The organism is Pedobacter foliorum, assembly GCF_013266735.1.
GTDB classification, from domain to species: Bacteria; Bacteroidota; Bacteroidia; order Sphingobacteriales; family Sphingobacteriaceae; genus Pedobacter; species Pedobacter foliorum.
Map to the genome: position 1 here is coordinate 467,566 of NZ_JABSNU010000001.1, position 15,027 is coordinate 482,592.

Below are 15,027 nucleotides of genomic sequence, written 5' to 3' on the forward strand. Positions count from 1 at the left end.
GGCACGCTGATAAGATCTCACCTGAAGGAGCTTTGCCGTCTGGAAAAACGCTTAGCTTAATAAAAGTATCTCGAACCATAAAATTAATGCAATCATTATCAAATTATTTTTATTGGAAGAACCTGATGATTATCAAACAAATAAGCACGAATTTCCTACAGGCAGGGAATGAAATGAGCTAATTTATCACTGAACAAAATGAATAAGCAGTGAAACTTTAGTAGATTTAGTAGCGTGCATTAGTTAATTGCACGATAAGAAATCAACCCTGGATCTTATGATACCTACAGTAAATATTCAAAATGGAGTTGCTCAGGAGCGCTTTGATAGCGAACCTTTTTTTGAAGTTTCTCAGGATCTGATGTGCATGGCTGGATTTGATGGCTATTTTAAAAGAATCAATCCGGCAGTATCCAAACTCCTGGGATATACCCAAGAAGAGTTGTTTTCAAGGCCCATCAATGATTTTGTCTATGAGGATGACAAGGGGATTACAGATGAACACCGAAACAACCTCAGGGAAAATGTTCCGTTGTTGAATTTTGAAAATCGTTACCAGACTAAAAATGGTGAAATTGTATGGCTCTCCTGGACGTCAATTCCTGTTCCAGAATCGAAGCTGGTCTACGCTGTTGCCAAGAATGTAACGCATACAAAGAAACTGGAGGAGGAACGGAACAAACTTTTGGTCAGCCTTTCAAGGATAAATGAAGAACTCCACCATTTAACGCATATGGCCTCACACGATTTGAGGGCACCTGTAAGTAATTTACTTGCGATATTTAGTCTTTTAGATATGGAAACCATTCAGGACGAAGAAACTAGAAACCTGATTAACATACTACAGTCAACAACAGAGGGGTTAAATGTTACTTTAAATTATTATCTGGAGGCAGCCTGTCAGAAAAAAAGTTTGCATGTTCCAACAGAAAACTTGAATCTTCATCAATCTCTGGATGGAGTGCTTCATTCTATCAATTCCTTGGTACTAGGCTCCAGAGCAGTTCTCCATATTGATTTCTCTGAATTTGACACCCTCAACTTTAATAAGGTTTATATGGAGAGTATATTTCTTAACCTGATCACTAATTCCATTAAGTATGCAAAACCGGGATCTCATCCGGATATTTCTATTGTTACAAAAAGAACAAATGGTAGTCAGCAATTGATCTTTTCAGATAAGGGCCTGGGCTTTGACATGGAAAAAGTGAAGCATAAAGTATTCGGGCTGCACCAGACATTTCACAATCATCCGGATAGTAAAGGGATTGGCCTTTTTTTGATATACAATCACATTAATAGTTTAGGAGGGCAAATTCAAGTAGAAAGCAAAATTAACGAAGGGGTAAGGTTCGTACTCACATTTAAAGATTGAGCATTAGTTAACGGTGCTGCGGTCATAAGAAGGTAGGCCTGTCATTTCTTTACGCAACTGAGGAGTGGTTTCGGCGTTTAGGGCAGTTTTCAGGTTGACAGTTGGAAGAATGATTGGTAGCCTATAAAGCTTTGCTATTTTCGTTACGCCGACAATGTTGTTTACCAATAACTGTCTGTCTATAGAGGTTATTGAATTCACCTGAACAGGTTGATAGTCGATGATGACCAGCGCTGCATTTTGCGGAGTTAAGAGGTGATTTTTTTTGATCCCTGATTGATAAGCTTTCAATCACCTTTTGTAATTCATTTATGATATCTTTGACGCTATCTATCCTAATGTTAAACATCTACACGCTTTCTATGAACCGTTATTTCCTCTTTTTTTTATTTTTTTTCTCCGTTTTTATTGCCTGTAAAAAGATTGACAAGTCTGAACCTATAGTGCCACCAACTGTTACCCCTCCAGTTATTGTGAAGCCTCAGGTGAGCGCCAAAGCTTTTAAAATTGATTCGATAAGATCGGCTGTTCGTAAAAACCCAGGTTATACCGTGGTATCTGATAGTATTTGGGCAGATAGTGCAGGTATCTCTTTTAAGGTGCAGGTGGCGGAAGATTTTACCGATGCCGCGTTATCTTTTCAGGGAGCGGTAAACAGCTCGGTATTTCCAGGAGCCCTGCTTCAGGGTGGCAGTATCAGGAACATGCTTTATCAGCCCTTTGTGCCCAATGGCTATAAACAGCATCCGCTGGTCATTTACAGTACCTCACCGAGTTTCGATCCATTTTCGACAACGCTCATCCCTTCGTTGAAGGGCACAACTGATTTTATTAAAAATGCCTTAAATACTGATGGAAAACAAATAGAGAGCGTCAGCTATAGCAATGGTACGGAATTCAGCAACTATAGTGAGATTTCTATGGCGACCAGGAAGAATTGGGATTTTTCGGCTTTGGTAATCAAGCAGCCTGGAGATCATGGCCACATCAAAAAGAAAACAGGTTTCTATGTCAATTATGAACTGTCGCTCTTCAATGTCACGGTTGACTTTCCGGCCAGTGACTTTAGGATTTTTGAAGCCAATATTGATCCAGCAACGGTATCCGGTGATCCGCTATATGTCAATCATGTAACCTATGGCCGTACTGCCATCCTAGCCATCGAATCGGATGCTTCTTTCCAGCAAATTAAGTCAGCTTTTCAGAACGCGCAAAATGGCCAGGAGCGCGCTGAAGATAAAGATTTACTCCAAAAATCGGTCATTACGGTTTACATGCAGGGCTTTAAGGCAGGGGAGGTTGATAAAATTCAAGTTGCCAATGGTTATAATCGGGTTCAATTGTTTACCAAGGCTTTAGCTGCATCTGGAAGCTATTCCAACACAGATTACGGTGTTCCGGTTAATTTTTATGTGAGTAAAATTACTGACATCAGTAGTGAAAAATTCAGGTCTACTTATCACCTGGATTTTCATATAAAATGACATTAAAAATCCATTTTCCGGGATCAGACAAAAGATCACTAATGAAATACTAAAGAGCCAGGGTCCGTGAAAGAGTGACCATATATGGAATAATCTCCAGTTTAAGCTACCGCGCTATAAACCTATTGTTCGTTACCATTCGGCAAGCTATGTAAATAATTGACCAGAAAATCATGTTTGTTGTTCAATTTGAAATGGTAGATTTACGCTGATAACACCTATTAACTATGAGCAATAGCGGGGACTTAGTTCTTCTTCAGGAAGGCCTGGGAAATTTTAAGAGTTTGATCTCTGACTTGCCGTACACATCAATTGATGATATCGATGGATTCTTTGACCTCAGCCGGAAGTCAATGAGCACCCTTCTAGATCAGGCGTATGTATATATTCATCAAGATGAGGTAGGAGCTGAGGTGAGGAGGGCTATTGCATTGAGAAATGTAGAGGAACTATTTAATGAAAGCAGCAGGCTCGCAGAGGTATTCGAGATGCGAATCGAATTAGATGAGGAGCTGAACATAGAAAATCAACAGCGCAGTATTTTAGCTTGCCTGCTTATGGACAAAACCGATCGAATTATGAAAGGTATCAGAACAGCTAAGCCTAGCTGTTTTAAAAAGAAGTAATGTAAGTCGCAATGGCGACCTATGCAAAATACATTCGAAGCAACCCAAACGCTCAGTTTTTCGTTTCCAGGTAAAGTGCTTATCTTAAGAAATCAAGACCCTAACCAATACTCAACAAAGGCTCGCTAAATTTGTAGTATACACAATAAAATAATTGGTCAGCCGCAAAGGTCATCAGATCACAATCGCCAGGTAACATGATCAAATCAGTGACGGTGCTTTACCGAATTTTTGTTTAAACGAACGTGAAAAATGGGGCAGACTTTCGAAGCCGAGATCTAAATAAATGGCCGATGGCTTTTGATGTTTCTGCTCGATCAAGTGCTTTGCAGCTTTAAGGCGTTTATCTAACAACCATTGACGGGGAGGTATGCCAAACGTTTTTGCAAAATCGCGTTTAAAGCCTGCCAGGCTCCGTCCGGTGAGCCGAGCAAATCTTTCAACCGGGACGTTAAAATGAAAATTGGCCATCATAAACCGCTCCAGATCAATCTTATGAGGTTCTGCAAAATCGAATAAATATGACCTCAATTTGGGCAGGCTATGTAATAACAGTTTAACACCCTCTTTTACTTTGAGGACACCCATATCTTCTGTAAGCGTCCCTGCTATGGCGTGCGCATAAGGAATAATGGATTGAAAATAGCCAAGAAGAAATGGATCGGGCGGAACGGGTACGTTAGATGGACCAAGATATTTAGGACCGGTGTCGATCTGTTCTTCCAGTGCTATTTTACGCAACAGATCATCCTGAAGACAGATCACGATGCTCTCATAACCCTGACCGGGAGGCGGTGTTTTAGTCAGCGTACCCAGCTGATTTTTACCTACCAGCAACATTTCGCCTGCTTTGAGCTCCAGGCGCTGGTCAGCCGTTTCTAAATGAAGTTGCCCGGAAACCATCAATACCAGCGTATGATGGTTCCAGAAGCATACTTTCTCTTTCCGTTCTGCAGAGAGATAGGAATAGAAAATCATACCGGGAAGTATTTCAGTTGGGTTGGTCATTTATCTTTGTAAATAAGTGCCGCCTAAAATGGCGCCCGGTGCAAAAGTAGTATTTAATAATTCCATTTCAGCGGTCGTAAATTCAATGCTCATGGCAGCGATATTTTCCGGCAACCTTGAACGGCGGCTCATGCTCACCAATGGCATAATATGGTCACCTTGCGCATTTACCCAGGCGATGGCAATTTGTGTAGGCGTAAGCTGTTTCTCTTTAGCTAAGGCTTTCAACACTTCCACTTTTTCCAGGTTTTTGACCAGGTTATCGCCCTGAAAGCGCGAGAAGTGCAGGTGATGGTCATCGTCCGCAAGCGGCGCTTTCATGTCACCAGTCAACAGACCTTCGGCAGTGTTGGCAAAAGCAGCTACTGCAATACCCATTTCTTTGGCTGCGGGCAACAATTCGCTTTCTATTTGTCGGTCTGCCAGTGAATAGCCAATTTCCAGTGCACTTATCGGATGAATCCGGTTTGCCTCACGCAGTTGATCAGCCGTAATCTCCGAAACACCAATGTAGCGCACTTTACCTTCTTTGATCAGATCGGCTACGGTACCTATAATATCTTCCACAGGTACGCTGCCGTCCATCCGGCAAGGCTGATACAGGTCTATTGTGTCAATCCCTAGGCGGGTAAGTGAATAATTGATGAAATTCTTAATAGCCACAGGGCGAAGATCCAGGCCCAGCCACTGGCCATTATGAAAAAAAGCACCAAATTTGACGCTGATGAAGGCATCATCCCTACGGCCTTTAATGGCTTTCCCGACTAACAGTTCATTGTGCCCTGCACCATAAAAGTCACCGGTATTTAAAAAATTGATGCCCCTGTCAAGAGCAGCCTGTATGGTAGCTATGCTTTCGGTTTCATCTGGTTTTGGGCTTCCCCATACGGAAGACATGCGCATACAGCCCAAACCAAGTTTGGACACGAGGGGGCCATTTTGGCCCAATTGTATTTTTTTGATCGTTGTCATGATACAAAGATCAGCCTTCGATCAGGATTCAGCTTATCTATATGGCTCAAATTAATTATCCTGGTAGCTCATGATGACATTAAAGATCAATAAATGCCACTTTTTAACAATAAAACCCAAAAAATAGCTTCCTATCATAAAACAAGAAACCATTATTGTATTTGATGGGAAAAACTATTGAGTTATCTTAGGGACTTAGTCTACTCAATTTAAGTGTTTTATCTATGTTCAAATTTGTACTTCTTTGCCTATGTATCTTGACTGGGTTTTTAGGATACGGCCAGATGAAAAATACAGGCTTTGAATCTAGAAATACCGCATATCCTGATTCACTTCCCGGTTGGTACTTTAAAGCAAAACCTGGATTTAAAGTCAGTCTAGATGATAAGGACAAATTTGAAGGTAATTTTTCATTAAAGGTATCTGGTGATAAAGTTGATGCCGGGCAGTTTCAATCTTTTTCGCAGGAGATCAATGTAAATGGAAGCAGCGTACAGAAGAAATCAGTCTCTTGTTATATCAAAACGACTGATGTGATGACAAAAATTGGTGTATGGTGCCAGGTGTGGGATGAGAAAGATAAAGTGATAGGGTTTGAAAGTTTTGACACGCAGCATATCGTGATTCAGGGGACAACTGACTGGAAAAAATATACATTAAGCATAACCGCACTTGAAGGGGCAAAAAAAATAGTTGTGGCTGGCTTCCTTATGGGTAATGGATTGGCCTGGTTCGATGATTTTCAGGTGGAAGAGCTGCAGACCATGAGCATACCGCCTTCTGCAGCGGTGCTAAAGTATATCAATGATTTCAATGGATTTATTAAGAAAAATTCCATCTACAAAGACTCATTGGATTGGAAAAAAATCAGTAGAGATATTGCGGCACTTTCGAACGGACTTCAAACGATAAGTGATACCCGCGTGCTGACGGACTACATGATCAGAGAACTGAGAAAGGCAGGGGATAACCACTCCTTTATTCAGAACAAAACACAAACTCAAACCAGTGCTACAGGGGCAAGTCCGGAAAAACCGATGTCAAAATTACTGGAAAACGGCATTGGTTATATTATGGTACCAGGCTTTTCATCAGCTCATTATCCATCGATTTTAGATTTTTCGACAACGATCCAAAGTCAAATCAAAAAACTTGATGAAGAAAACGATATCAAGGGATGGATTGTAGATTTAAGAACAAATACAGGAGGGAATATGCATCCTATGATTGCTGGCCTGGGCCCACTGCTCAGAGAAGGCGATTTAGGTTATTTTATCAAGGAAGACGGAAAACGGCAGCGGTGGTATTACGAGCAGGGCAGAGAGGGGATAGAGAAAGGTACAAATGTTAGAGTAAACCCCTGTTACAAATTAAAAAACAACAAAAATAGGATAGCGGTTTTGATTGGTAACAGCACCTGCAGTAGCGGGGAGATGGTGGCCATTTCTTTTATCGGGGCACATAATACCAGGTTGTTTGGCGAACCAAGTGGCGGATATGTGACTTCAAACTCGATCTTCTGGCTTGCTGATGGCGCAACTTTGTTGCTTGCTACTGGATTTGTGAGCGATACCAATAAAAAAATATACTCAAAAAAAATCATTCCTGATGTTATGGTAAAGTCAGACTCTGATACAGATTTGGTACTCAAGGCGGCAGAAGAATGGCTCCACTGATCAGCTAACAGGCATCTGGTTAAACAATCCCTCTCCCAAAGGATTGGGGTTATTTCTTCAACGCTGGAATTGCCTATCGAAGTTGATACCCTTAAATAACCCGTGATCTATGAGCATTAAATCAGCTCCAGCTTTGTAGCATTTGCAATTGGCATAGCTGTGTTCCTTACCAGGAATTTTTCCAAAAGGCGCTTATGATGGGTATTTGTGGTTAGGATAGGCACGAAAAGTTTTTCTGCATCAGTCATCACTATATTATTGACAGATGTTTCTTTCGAGGTAAACAAGCAGATTGGCAATAGGACAATTATCATTTTGAAATAAAGGAGAACGATTCGATTTATTTGTATGTCACGCATAAAAATGAACCTATAAAAACCTTCACTGGATCTATCAGAACAGTAAAGAACTACCGCTCAGAACAACTAGCCATAAATATGAAATTACCCACACACCACATCATGGATGGCGATCCAACAATTTACAGAGATACCTGGAGCTTTTACCTTGTGTTTAACTCCCCTAAATTTGGTAATATGTTTTTCAAAAAGGGAGCATGGGAGCCGCTGGACAATCTGGATTAAAAATAACAAGGTTTGATATTCAAGGGTGTTTCCAGAAAAATAATAAGCATTATTGTATGCTTTCTCTAGCGGGAAGCAAAAAAGGACAGCATGGAAAAAAAAGAGATAGCGTCGGCAGCGGATTTTCATCAGGATTGGCATTTCACTAAGAAAAACCTCTACGATAAATGCGGTTTTGAACTTAGGGAATTAAAGCTAGAAGAGGGAAAGGCCTACGGGGCCTGTTGCTTTAAGCTGGATGGAAAGACGATTTTGTTCAGGGTTGCTAAATTGACCCCTAAGAAAACTGGGCAGTTTGTCGCCATTTGGAAAAGGAATGAGCAGGGAATTACACAGCCATTTGAAGATACAGATGAGATAGACTTTATGGTCATCAGTATCCGAGATGCTGATAATTTTGGTCAGTTTATTTTTCCAGAAACTGCGCTTCTTAAGCATGGGATCATTTCAAACGGTCAGCGGGAGGGAAAGCGAGGCATTCGGGTTTATCCACCCTGGGATAAAGTCAGCAACAAGCAGGCAGAGACGACACAAAGCTGGCAGGCTGAATATTTTCTCAATATCGGGACAGCTCATGCAGGGGTTCTTGATTTGCTGTGTAAGAAGTTGGTGTAAACTATACTTAAAACTCGTGGCGATTATTTGCGGTGTTTATTTGGATTATGTAGAACATTTCATATCTTTGTAGTGAGAGCGTTAATTTAAGGGGTAGATCGAAAGGTCTATCTCTTTCTTTTTATACCCCTCAAGCCAGAGGGGAGCAATGGGGAACGCTGGATTTGCTATTGCAGATGACAGATATTCATTCCCAAACTCGTTCCAGCCAGAAAACCTTCCTGATAGTAGGTCTGAAATGCCCTGAAAAAGGCAATATTCAGGGAGCAGGATTTGCGTTAGGATTTAAAGCGCCCTGCAAAAGACCTTAGAAAGCAAGATGAGTTTTAAAAAAGCAATTGTGATCGCAGACCCTAGGCTGCTAGGTAGAACTACACCAATAGAAAATTATTGTCTCACAGCAACAACTGCGAGACAACAAAATATGTTATTTCAAACTCAACTCAATGACCGGAATTTGAAAATCAGGTTTTTTAGTTGGTAATTTCAAGACCAGACTACCGGAAGTCGATTTGTCTTTATCAGTTAAGAGCTCTGAATTGTCATGTAGAAACTGCGCATAAATGACATCATCACCATATCCATCCAGCACTATTTTGCCATCTTTAGGATACTCAAAAAGATGAACGTACAGTTTTTTGCCAGTTTTGTTGTAGGTAAGCTGGGTTCCCGGGGCAGCTTTATATTTATCCGGAGCAAACGTGCATCCGTAAATTGAACTGGAATTGGCATGCATCCAAAGCCCAAGGCTATCCAGTGCAGTATTTGCCCTGTTGTCAAATTCTCCCCTGGCAGTCGGCCCAACGTTTAACAGTAAATTACCGCCATTGGCTACTGAGGTAATCAATAAACTCAGCAATTGTTTATTCGTTTTCCAGGTATTTTCATCCCTGTAATAACCCCAGGAGCCTGAAAAAGTCTGACATGTCTCCCAGGTTTTGCCTTTAAATTTAGCTAAAGCTTCGGTACTCACCTGTTCTGGCGTTTCAAAATCTGCACCATCACTATACTCATCTAAATCAAGTCTGTTATCTACAATGATACCGGGCTGTAGTTTTCTGATTTGCTTTAACAGCTCAACAGATGCCCAGTCTTCTTTTCCTTTACCATGCTTACCCGGATATGAAAAGTCAAGCCAGAGCACATCAATTTTTCCATACTTAGTTAAGATCTCGTTGACCTGATTGCTTAGGTATTTACGGTAATTGGCCATATTTCTACCTTTATTCAAGGCTAAATATTGATTTTCGTCATTGTTTGCAGGTTTTAAAGGATGGTAGTCATCGACCGTGAAATCCGGGTGATGCCAATCTATTAGAGAGTAATAAAAACCAATTTTTAAGCCTTCAGCTCTAAAAGCATCGACAAATTCTTTTACTAAATCTCTTTTAGCCAAAGTATTGGTCGCCTTGTAATCGGTAAACTTACTGTCAAACAACGTAAACCCTTCGTGATGTTTAGTGGTGAGTACAACGTATTTCATTCCTGCGGCTTTCGCTTTTTTTGCCCATAGTTTAGGCTGAAAATGATCAGGATTAAATTGATTGAAATATTTCTGGTAACCTTCGTTGGTAATGTGTTCATTACTTTTTACCCATTCGTGGCGAGCAGGCAAAGCATACAATCCCCAATGGATAAACATCCCAAATCTGGCATCTTTCCACCATTCCATTCTTTTGGCTTTTTGCTCATCGGTTTCATTGCCAATTTTCTTTTGAGCCTGTACGGCTGAGGTGGCTAGCAGGATTAGCATCAAGCCCCACAATAGTTTTTTGTTCATGTTTTATTTGGTTTGTTCAGTTATGTGATTAACAAATTTAGAAGATAAACAGCAGCAGAAATAAATCATATTGGCAATCAATTAAGTTTTTTTGGATCAAAAAATCTTTCCGTTCATTAATGCTTACCTCAAAGATAGGCCTGGGGAAGAACCATATCGTCTTCGTCTTGAATTTATTTGTCGTTTGGGCTTTCCGTCTATAGCCTGATATTAAAAAATAGTTTAGCCGATTTTCTTAGGTTTAAGAATTTTGATCAGCAGCATTGGATCAAAGACAGCACCTGCTTCATTTATGAATCGTTTAATCCAGCTTTATAACCCAATACTCTATTTCTTTTTTCGGTTAATGGTGATAACTTCAACTCCCTGGATGGATTAGATTATTCCAGGAATTAACTTAAATACAAGGGAGCATAAATGAATAAAATATTTTACATAGTTACCACATGTTTCATCATCTATTGTACAGGATTAAAGGCCCAGTGGTCGGTCTTGAATACAGACCAAATTCCCAAACAAACCGCATTTAAGTATCAGCGTTTTACTAAACAGGACTGGGATAGCAGTAATTTCGCAAGTCCGGAACAAATGAAATGGTTTACCAATGCCCGTTACGGTATGTTTATTCATTTTGGTTTGTCAGCGTATGTGGATAAAGACATCAGCTGGGAGATTTGCGAAACCCGTAAAGCACCAGACATGGGGCACGGGGCATATCCTGATAGCGTATGGAAAAGCTGGCCATCAAAATTCAAGCTCGAAAACTTCAACGCCGATGAATGGGTTCAGATTGCAAAGGATGCAGGGATGAAATATGTGGTGGTGATTGCGAAACATCACGATGGTTTTCACATGTGGGATACTAAATTTTCTGATTTTAAAATTACCAATACCCCATTTGGCCGTGATTATCTGAGAGAGATTGCAGATGCCTGTCATAAAATAAGCATGCCATTCGGAATCTATTATTCTCAACGTGATTGGCATCATCCGGATTATGCTCCAGTAGATACTTCAAAGACCGTAAACAGCCAGGATGGTTTAGTGTGGAAATCGCTGAAAGGAGGGAATGCAGTTCCTGGAGCTACCCACAAACAATACCTGGAATACCAGCGTAATGTAGTCAGAGAGCTATGCACAAAATATGGCAAAATTGATCTTTTCTGGTTTGATGCTGCCTGGTGGGGAGGGATGTTTACCGCTGATATGTGGGATGCAGAGCAGCTGACACGGATGATGCGTAAATTACAGCCGAACATTATTATCAATAACAGAACCAGTATTCCCGGTGATTTTGATACGCCAGAACAAGAGGTTGGTCGTTATCAAACCCGTCCCTGGGAAAGTGCCCTTACCCTAAACGGCAACTGGGCGTACTCTGCATTACCAAACCTGTCAAAAAAGCAACTGCTAAGGGATCTGTTTTCTTCCGCTCAGGGAAACGGTAATGTACTGTTGAGTTGGGGCGCTCATTGGGATGGTAGATTTGATCCGGCTCAAAAGACCTTATTGCTTGACATGGGTAGCTGGCTGAAAAAATATGGTCAAGCTTTTTATGAAACTAAAGGAGGACCCTGGATGCCCGGTAAGTGGGGTGGCGCTACTTACAAAGGAAACAAAGTATATCTGTATGTTTACGACTGGAAAGATGGTAAGGTTAATTTGCCTGAGATTGCAGGGAATTCGATTTTGAGCGCAAAGTACTTAAACATTGAAGGCAAGGCCGGTTATGAAAACAAAAAAGGGAAGTGGGAGTTTAGTGCACCTGTTAATCCAGACAGCATAGCCACAATTATTGAATTGCTGATGAAAAAACCAATATCAAGAATTTTAAGTTCGGCAAATCATTCCGTTTTTGATGGAGTAGAATACGGTACAGTGATAAGAGACTTTGACATCCATGCAAGGGATTGGAAAATGAATAGGTATACGATCGATCTGAAAGAGAAATTTAAGGTTACAGGTATAGGAATTTATGGAAGTAAAAATCAGATTATCGTAAAGACATCTTCCGATGGAAAGAATTGGACTGAAGCTGGGAAGATCAATCCTGAAGCTACAGAAATCAGCCTTACTACTTATATGACTGGTGCCCAGGTGCTGGGGCGTAGCATACAATACATCCAGCTTAGCATTCCAGGCGATCCGGCAGCAGTAAAGATTAAGGTTTATTCAAAATAAAAGACCCGGCTTTTAGCTTGTTCTCCGATTTTCGCGAAATATACAGACCCCGTTAATTGAGATTAGAAAGGAGTATTCCTGTTTAGCTATTTTATTTACCCTGGTCCGGATATCAGGCGTATAAACTGATGTTATGTCGTTTCATAAAAGTCCTGCACTGCATCAAAAGGCTCCTTATAAGTAAACTGGGCTCTTTCCAATACTTTTCTGGCAGCAATGTTTTTACGGTTGACTACAGCTCCGATACTGGGTATGCCTTGCCGGAGTAAATTGTCTATGACTGCCGGCAGGATTTCAGTCATGATGTAACAGCCACTGGCAAATCCACTGAGGTAAAATTCAATAAAAAAGGGATAGTGATCAATCTGGTAATGGGCTTTGGCTACTGTGGGGGAAATGAGGTCAATGATGCCAACAACTTTATTTAATTGTTTATCGGTGATGAAATGAATGTAGTTCAGACCTGCATGGTAATTGATGACCATCGTTTTTAAAAAAGCGGCAGCTTCTTCCAGGCTATGCAGTCTTTTACCGGGGATGAATTTCAGGGTATGGTCATCTGACAGAATACTGAAAATGTCCTGGGTCAATTGTTCGAACCTTTGCAGGTCTTCAGGTCGGAAAGGATGGATCAGGAGCTTGTCGTTTTCCAGAAAAATGGGCTTCAGCATTGTAATTAATGAAGAAAGTCGACTTTCTGGTTGTAGGATGAGTGATTTTCTGTACAAAACAAGGAGCTGAAATCAGTAAGCATATGGGTTCAAATATAGATGTGCGCCGAAAATAGAAAAATAAATGGAATCCGCAGAGTCCTACTTTAAAGAATTATCAGGCTTTGTACTAAAATATAAAACTGAACAAATTTGAATTACTAAAAATATTAGCATAAATTTGTTTAATTAGGTTTGTGTTTTATTTTTCCATGCTAAATATTATTGATGATTGAACTGACTTATTTTTTAGAAGAAAAGCAAGAGAAAGGCCTCTACCAGGTGATTCAGTCTAAACCAGGGGAGCCATGGCAGATTGTGCTGGGAAATGAGTTGATCGGCAAGGTGGAGAAAAAGCAGGGAATGTGGAATCTGCGTGCAGAAACAGAAGTGCCAGCGGGTTTACTTAAGGGGATTGTCAAACTGATTGAGCAGCAACATTTCCATCATTTACCTTCGGACATTAAAATGCATTGGGAAGCCTACCTTCAGGAGGTAATCATGCTCAGTGACCTGGAATATATGGTGATTTGCAAGCCAGGGATTTGTTTTGAAAGTTTTGAGAAGCTATTTAGGACCTCCATTGGATTATTGATCAAGGATGAATGGCAGATCCTTTTTCGCGTATATAATGCAGGGATGTCGGATGATTTTGAGCTTGTTGCCAATCGGGTTTTTACAGCTAAATAGAGATGGAACAGCTGAGCCTTTTTGCAGAACAGGGACAATCTCCGGGTTTACCTGCAACCTTATTGGATTACCATCCTGGTTTGTTTACTGAAACGGAAAGCGAGCTTATACTCCAGAAACTGATTCGAGAATCTCCATGGCAACAACGTGTGGTAAAAATGTATGATAAGCAAGTACTCACACCACGGTTAACGGCATGGTATGCAGATCCAGAGACCTACGATTATACTTCTTTGCGAAGATCTGTACCTAACACCTGGACACCTGATTTGCTGCTGATAAAGAATAGGGTAGAAGCGATAGTCGGGCTTAAGTTTAACAGTGTATTGTTAAATTATTACCGGGATGGCAATGATTCGGTGGCCTGGCACAGCGACAATGAGCGGGCTCTGGGTACCCATCCTGTGATTGCATCGGTGAGTTTCGGTCAGCTGAGGTGTTTTGATATCCGTAAGAAACAAGACCACAGGCAGCGGTATTCAATTAAATTGGAGAGTGGAGCGCTGATGGTCATGAAGGGCGATTTGCAGGTAGATTGGGAGCATCGGATTGCCAAGTCCAGCAAACCGATGAAAGCCAGGTTAAACCTGACTTTCAGAGTGGTGATATAAACAAGTACCTATTAGGTAATTGTCAGTTTATTGTTTTTAAATTGAAAGGCACCTGCAATTGTTTAGCCCGTTTAAATAGTTCAATGGCAGCCATAATGGTGACCGCCTTGGTATCACCAATTCCAGGAAATTTAGACAATGTTTTGGCTGAGCATCGGCAAAGTGCGTCCAAATCACCATTCAGGGATTTGAGGATACACTCAGCCAAATCTACAGCGCTTTGTTTGGCGGTGCCAGAACCGATGAGCAGGGCCAATAGTTCAGCATCTGATAAAGCTTGGGCGCCTGCGGCGAGGTATTTTTCACGGGGACGCATTTCAGCAGGCCAACTCTTAATTCCGCGCGGTTTAAACTCAGGTTTTGGAATAGGGGCGTACTCCCGTGCTGTGCCTGAACCGGATTCCCTATGGCCCATGTTGGTAAAAAGCGCAGTCAGGCCTTCAATGAGAAAATAGAAATCCTGCTCAAAGACATGTACCGAACTCCTTTTGTAGCTGCCATCCTCTTGCCTGTCTGATTGGCTGATCTTAATGTAGTTGCGATGGTTAATAGCCCTTGCAAAGTCAAGGAAGTAAGTTCTTTTACCATTACCAAAGTTTTCGCTTTCTAGAATTTCTGATCTCATAATTTTTGGATTTATTCAGCTCAAAGCTCGAAACCTTAAAAATTTTAACCGAAAATTATTCGAATAAAACCCGTGTTTATCCATGTACAT

At 41.0% G+C, this 15,027-nt stretch carries 15 protein-coding genes; 9 read left to right on the forward strand and 6 right to left on the reverse strand.

The window, feature by feature from the left end; translation table 11 throughout:
* The first annotated feature begins 277 nt into the window (after window positions 1-277).
* Window positions 278-1,375 carry a PAS domain-containing sensor histidine kinase gene (locus tag HQN83_RS02070; RefSeq protein WP_173088098.1) on the forward strand — a complete coding sequence of 366 codons (1,098 nt, stop codon included), beginning with the start codon at window positions 278-280 and terminating at the stop codon, window positions 1,373-1,375.
* A 3-nt stretch (window positions 1,376-1,378) separates the two neighbouring features.
* Here the strand turns inward: HQN83_RS02070 and HQN83_RS02075 are convergent, their stop codons facing one another.
* Window positions 1,379-1,666: a cysteine hydrolase family protein gene (locus HQN83_RS02075; protein WP_173088100.1), complete on the reverse strand. Its 288-nt coding sequence runs from the start codon at window positions 1,664-1,666 to the stop codon at window positions 1,379-1,381.
* A gap of 71 nt (window positions 1,667-1,737) precedes the next feature.
* Here HQN83_RS02075 and HQN83_RS02080 point away from each other — a divergent pair, with 71 nt between their 5' ends.
* Both HQN83_RS02080 and HQN83_RS02085 read left to right on the forward strand, forming a co-directional pair.
* Window positions 1,738-2,859, forward strand: coding sequence for a thiol-activated cytolysin family protein (locus HQN83_RS02080; protein WP_173088102.1), 1,122 nt, complete (start codon window positions 1,738-1,740; stop codon window positions 2,857-2,859).
* A gap of 353 nt (window positions 2,860-3,212) precedes the next feature.
* A complete protein-coding gene (locus HQN83_RS02085) occupies window positions 3,213-3,485 on the forward strand; it encodes a hypothetical protein (protein WP_173088104.1) in 273 nt (90 codons plus the stop codon).
* Between the two features lie 201 nt (window positions 3,486-3,686).
* Here the strand turns inward: HQN83_RS02085 and HQN83_RS02090 are convergent, their stop codons facing one another.
* Both HQN83_RS02090 and HQN83_RS02095 read right to left on the reverse strand, forming a co-directional pair.
* Window positions 3,687-4,493 carry a helix-turn-helix domain-containing protein gene (locus tag HQN83_RS02090; protein ID WP_173088106.1) on the reverse strand — a complete coding sequence of 269 codons (807 nt, stop codon included), beginning with the start codon at window positions 4,491-4,493 and terminating at the stop codon, window positions 3,687-3,689.
* Window positions 4,494-5,465 carry an aldo/keto reductase gene (locus HQN83_RS02095; protein ID WP_173088108.1) on the reverse strand — a complete coding sequence of 324 codons (972 nt, stop codon included), beginning with the start codon at window positions 5,463-5,465 and terminating at the stop codon, window positions 4,494-4,496. It lies immediately after the preceding gene.
* 224 nt (window positions 5,466-5,689) lie between these two features.
* Here HQN83_RS02095 and HQN83_RS02100 point away from each other — a divergent pair, with 224 nt between their 5' ends.
* The 3 genes from HQN83_RS02100 (at window position 5,690) to HQN83_RS02110 (ending at window position 8,340) form a co-directional block, all read left to right on the forward strand.
* Complete coding sequence (locus HQN83_RS02100) at window positions 5,690-7,141, forward strand: S41 family peptidase (RefSeq protein ID WP_173088110.1); 1,452 nt, start codon at window positions 5,690-5,692, stop codon at window positions 7,139-7,141.
* A 437-nt stretch (window positions 7,142-7,578) separates the two neighbouring features.
* Window positions 7,579-7,725, forward strand: a complete 147-nt coding sequence (locus HQN83_RS02105) for a hypothetical protein (protein WP_173088112.1) — start codon at window positions 7,579-7,581, stop codon at window positions 7,723-7,725.
* A 90-nt stretch (window positions 7,726-7,815) separates the two neighbouring features.
* Window positions 7,816-8,340 carry a MepB family protein gene (locus HQN83_RS02110; RefSeq protein ID WP_173088114.1) on the forward strand — a complete coding sequence of 175 codons (525 nt, stop codon included), beginning with the start codon at window positions 7,816-7,818 and terminating at the stop codon, window positions 8,338-8,340.
* 427 nt (window positions 8,341-8,767) lie between these two features.
* Here the strand turns inward: HQN83_RS02110 and HQN83_RS02115 are convergent, their stop codons facing one another.
* Entirely contained in the window at window positions 8,768-10,120 is a 1,353-nt protein-coding gene (locus tag HQN83_RS02115) for an alpha-L-fucosidase (RefSeq protein WP_173088116.1), read from the reverse strand.
* Window positions 10,121-10,537: 417 nt separating this feature from the next.
* On the opposite strand from HQN83_RS02115, the gene HQN83_RS02120 reads away from it, so the two are divergent.
* Window positions 10,538-12,301, forward strand: a complete 1,764-nt coding sequence (locus tag HQN83_RS02120; RefSeq protein WP_173088118.1) for an alpha-L-fucosidase — start codon at window positions 10,538-10,540, stop codon at window positions 12,299-12,301.
* Window positions 12,302-12,432: 131 nt separating this feature from the next.
* Here the strand turns inward: HQN83_RS02120 and HQN83_RS02125 are convergent, their stop codons facing one another.
* On the reverse strand, window positions 12,433-12,972 hold the full coding sequence (locus HQN83_RS02125; RefSeq protein WP_173088120.1) for a GNAT family N-acetyltransferase: 540 nt from the start codon (window positions 12,970-12,972) through the stop codon (window positions 12,433-12,435).
* Window positions 12,973-13,239: 267 nt separating this feature from the next.
* Here HQN83_RS02125 and HQN83_RS02130 point away from each other — a divergent pair, with 267 nt between their 5' ends.
* Window positions 13,240-13,701 carry a hypothetical protein gene (locus HQN83_RS02130; protein WP_173088122.1) on the forward strand — a complete coding sequence of 154 codons (462 nt, stop codon included), beginning with the start codon at window positions 13,240-13,242 and terminating at the stop codon, window positions 13,699-13,701.
* A 2-nt stretch (window positions 13,702-13,703) separates the two neighbouring features.
* Window positions 13,704-14,312, forward strand: a complete 609-nt coding sequence (locus HQN83_RS02135) for an alpha-ketoglutarate-dependent dioxygenase AlkB family protein (protein ID WP_173088124.1) — start codon at window positions 13,704-13,706, stop codon at window positions 14,310-14,312.
* 22 nt (window positions 14,313-14,334) lie between these two features.
* Here the strand turns inward: HQN83_RS02135 and HQN83_RS02140 are convergent, their stop codons facing one another.
* On the reverse strand, window positions 14,335-14,937 hold the full coding sequence (locus HQN83_RS02140; RefSeq protein WP_173088126.1) for a UPF0758 domain-containing protein: 603 nt from the start codon (window positions 14,935-14,937) through the stop codon (window positions 14,335-14,337).
* Between the last annotated feature and the right edge of the window lie 90 nt (window positions 14,938-15,027).

Excerpts from the sequence above, each read along its gene's own strand:
- HQN83_RS02070 (WP_173088098.1), top strand. The coding sequence starts at position 278 with ATGATACCTACAGTAAATATTCAAAATGGAGTTGCTCAGGAGCGCTTT.
- HQN83_RS02080 (WP_173088102.1), top strand. The coding sequence starts at position 1,738 with ATGAACCGTTATTTCCTCTTTTTTTTATTTTTTTTCTCCGTTTTTATT.
- HQN83_RS02085 (WP_173088104.1), top strand. The coding sequence starts at position 3,213 with ATGAGCACCCTTCTAGATCAGGCGTATGTATATATTCATCAAGATGAG.
- HQN83_RS02090 (WP_173088106.1), bottom strand. The coding sequence starts at position 4,493 with ATGACCAACCCAACTGAAATACTTCCCGGTATGATTTTCTATTCCTAT.
- HQN83_RS02095 (WP_173088108.1), bottom strand. The coding sequence starts at position 5,465 with ATGACAACGATCAAAAAAATACAATTGGGCCAAAATGGCCCCCTCGTG.
- HQN83_RS02100 (WP_173088110.1), top strand. The coding sequence starts at position 5,690 with ATGTTCAAATTTGTACTTCTTTGCCTATGTATCTTGACTGGGTTTTTA.
- HQN83_RS02105 (WP_173088112.1), top strand. The coding sequence starts at position 7,579 with ATGAAATTACCCACACACCACATCATGGATGGCGATCCAACAATTTAC.
- HQN83_RS02110 (WP_173088114.1), top strand. The coding sequence starts at position 7,816 with ATGGAAAAAAAAGAGATAGCGTCGGCAGCGGATTTTCATCAGGATTGG.
- HQN83_RS02115 (WP_173088116.1), bottom strand. The coding sequence starts at position 10,120 with ATGAACAAAAAACTATTGTGGGGCTTGATGCTAATCCTGCTAGCCACC.
- HQN83_RS02120 (WP_173088118.1), top strand. The coding sequence starts at position 10,538 with ATGAATAAAATATTTTACATAGTTACCACATGTTTCATCATCTATTGT.
- HQN83_RS02125 (WP_173088120.1), bottom strand. The coding sequence starts at position 12,972 with ATGCTGAAGCCCATTTTTCTGGAAAACGACAAGCTCCTGATCCATCCT.
- HQN83_RS02130 (WP_173088122.1), top strand. The coding sequence starts at position 13,240 with ATGATTGAACTGACTTATTTTTTAGAAGAAAAGCAAGAGAAAGGCCTC.
- HQN83_RS02135 (WP_173088124.1), top strand. The coding sequence starts at position 13,704 with ATGGAACAGCTGAGCCTTTTTGCAGAACAGGGACAATCTCCGGGTTTA.
- HQN83_RS02140 (WP_173088126.1), bottom strand. The coding sequence starts at position 14,937 with ATGAGATCAGAAATTCTAGAAAGCGAAAACTTTGGTAATGGTAAAAGA.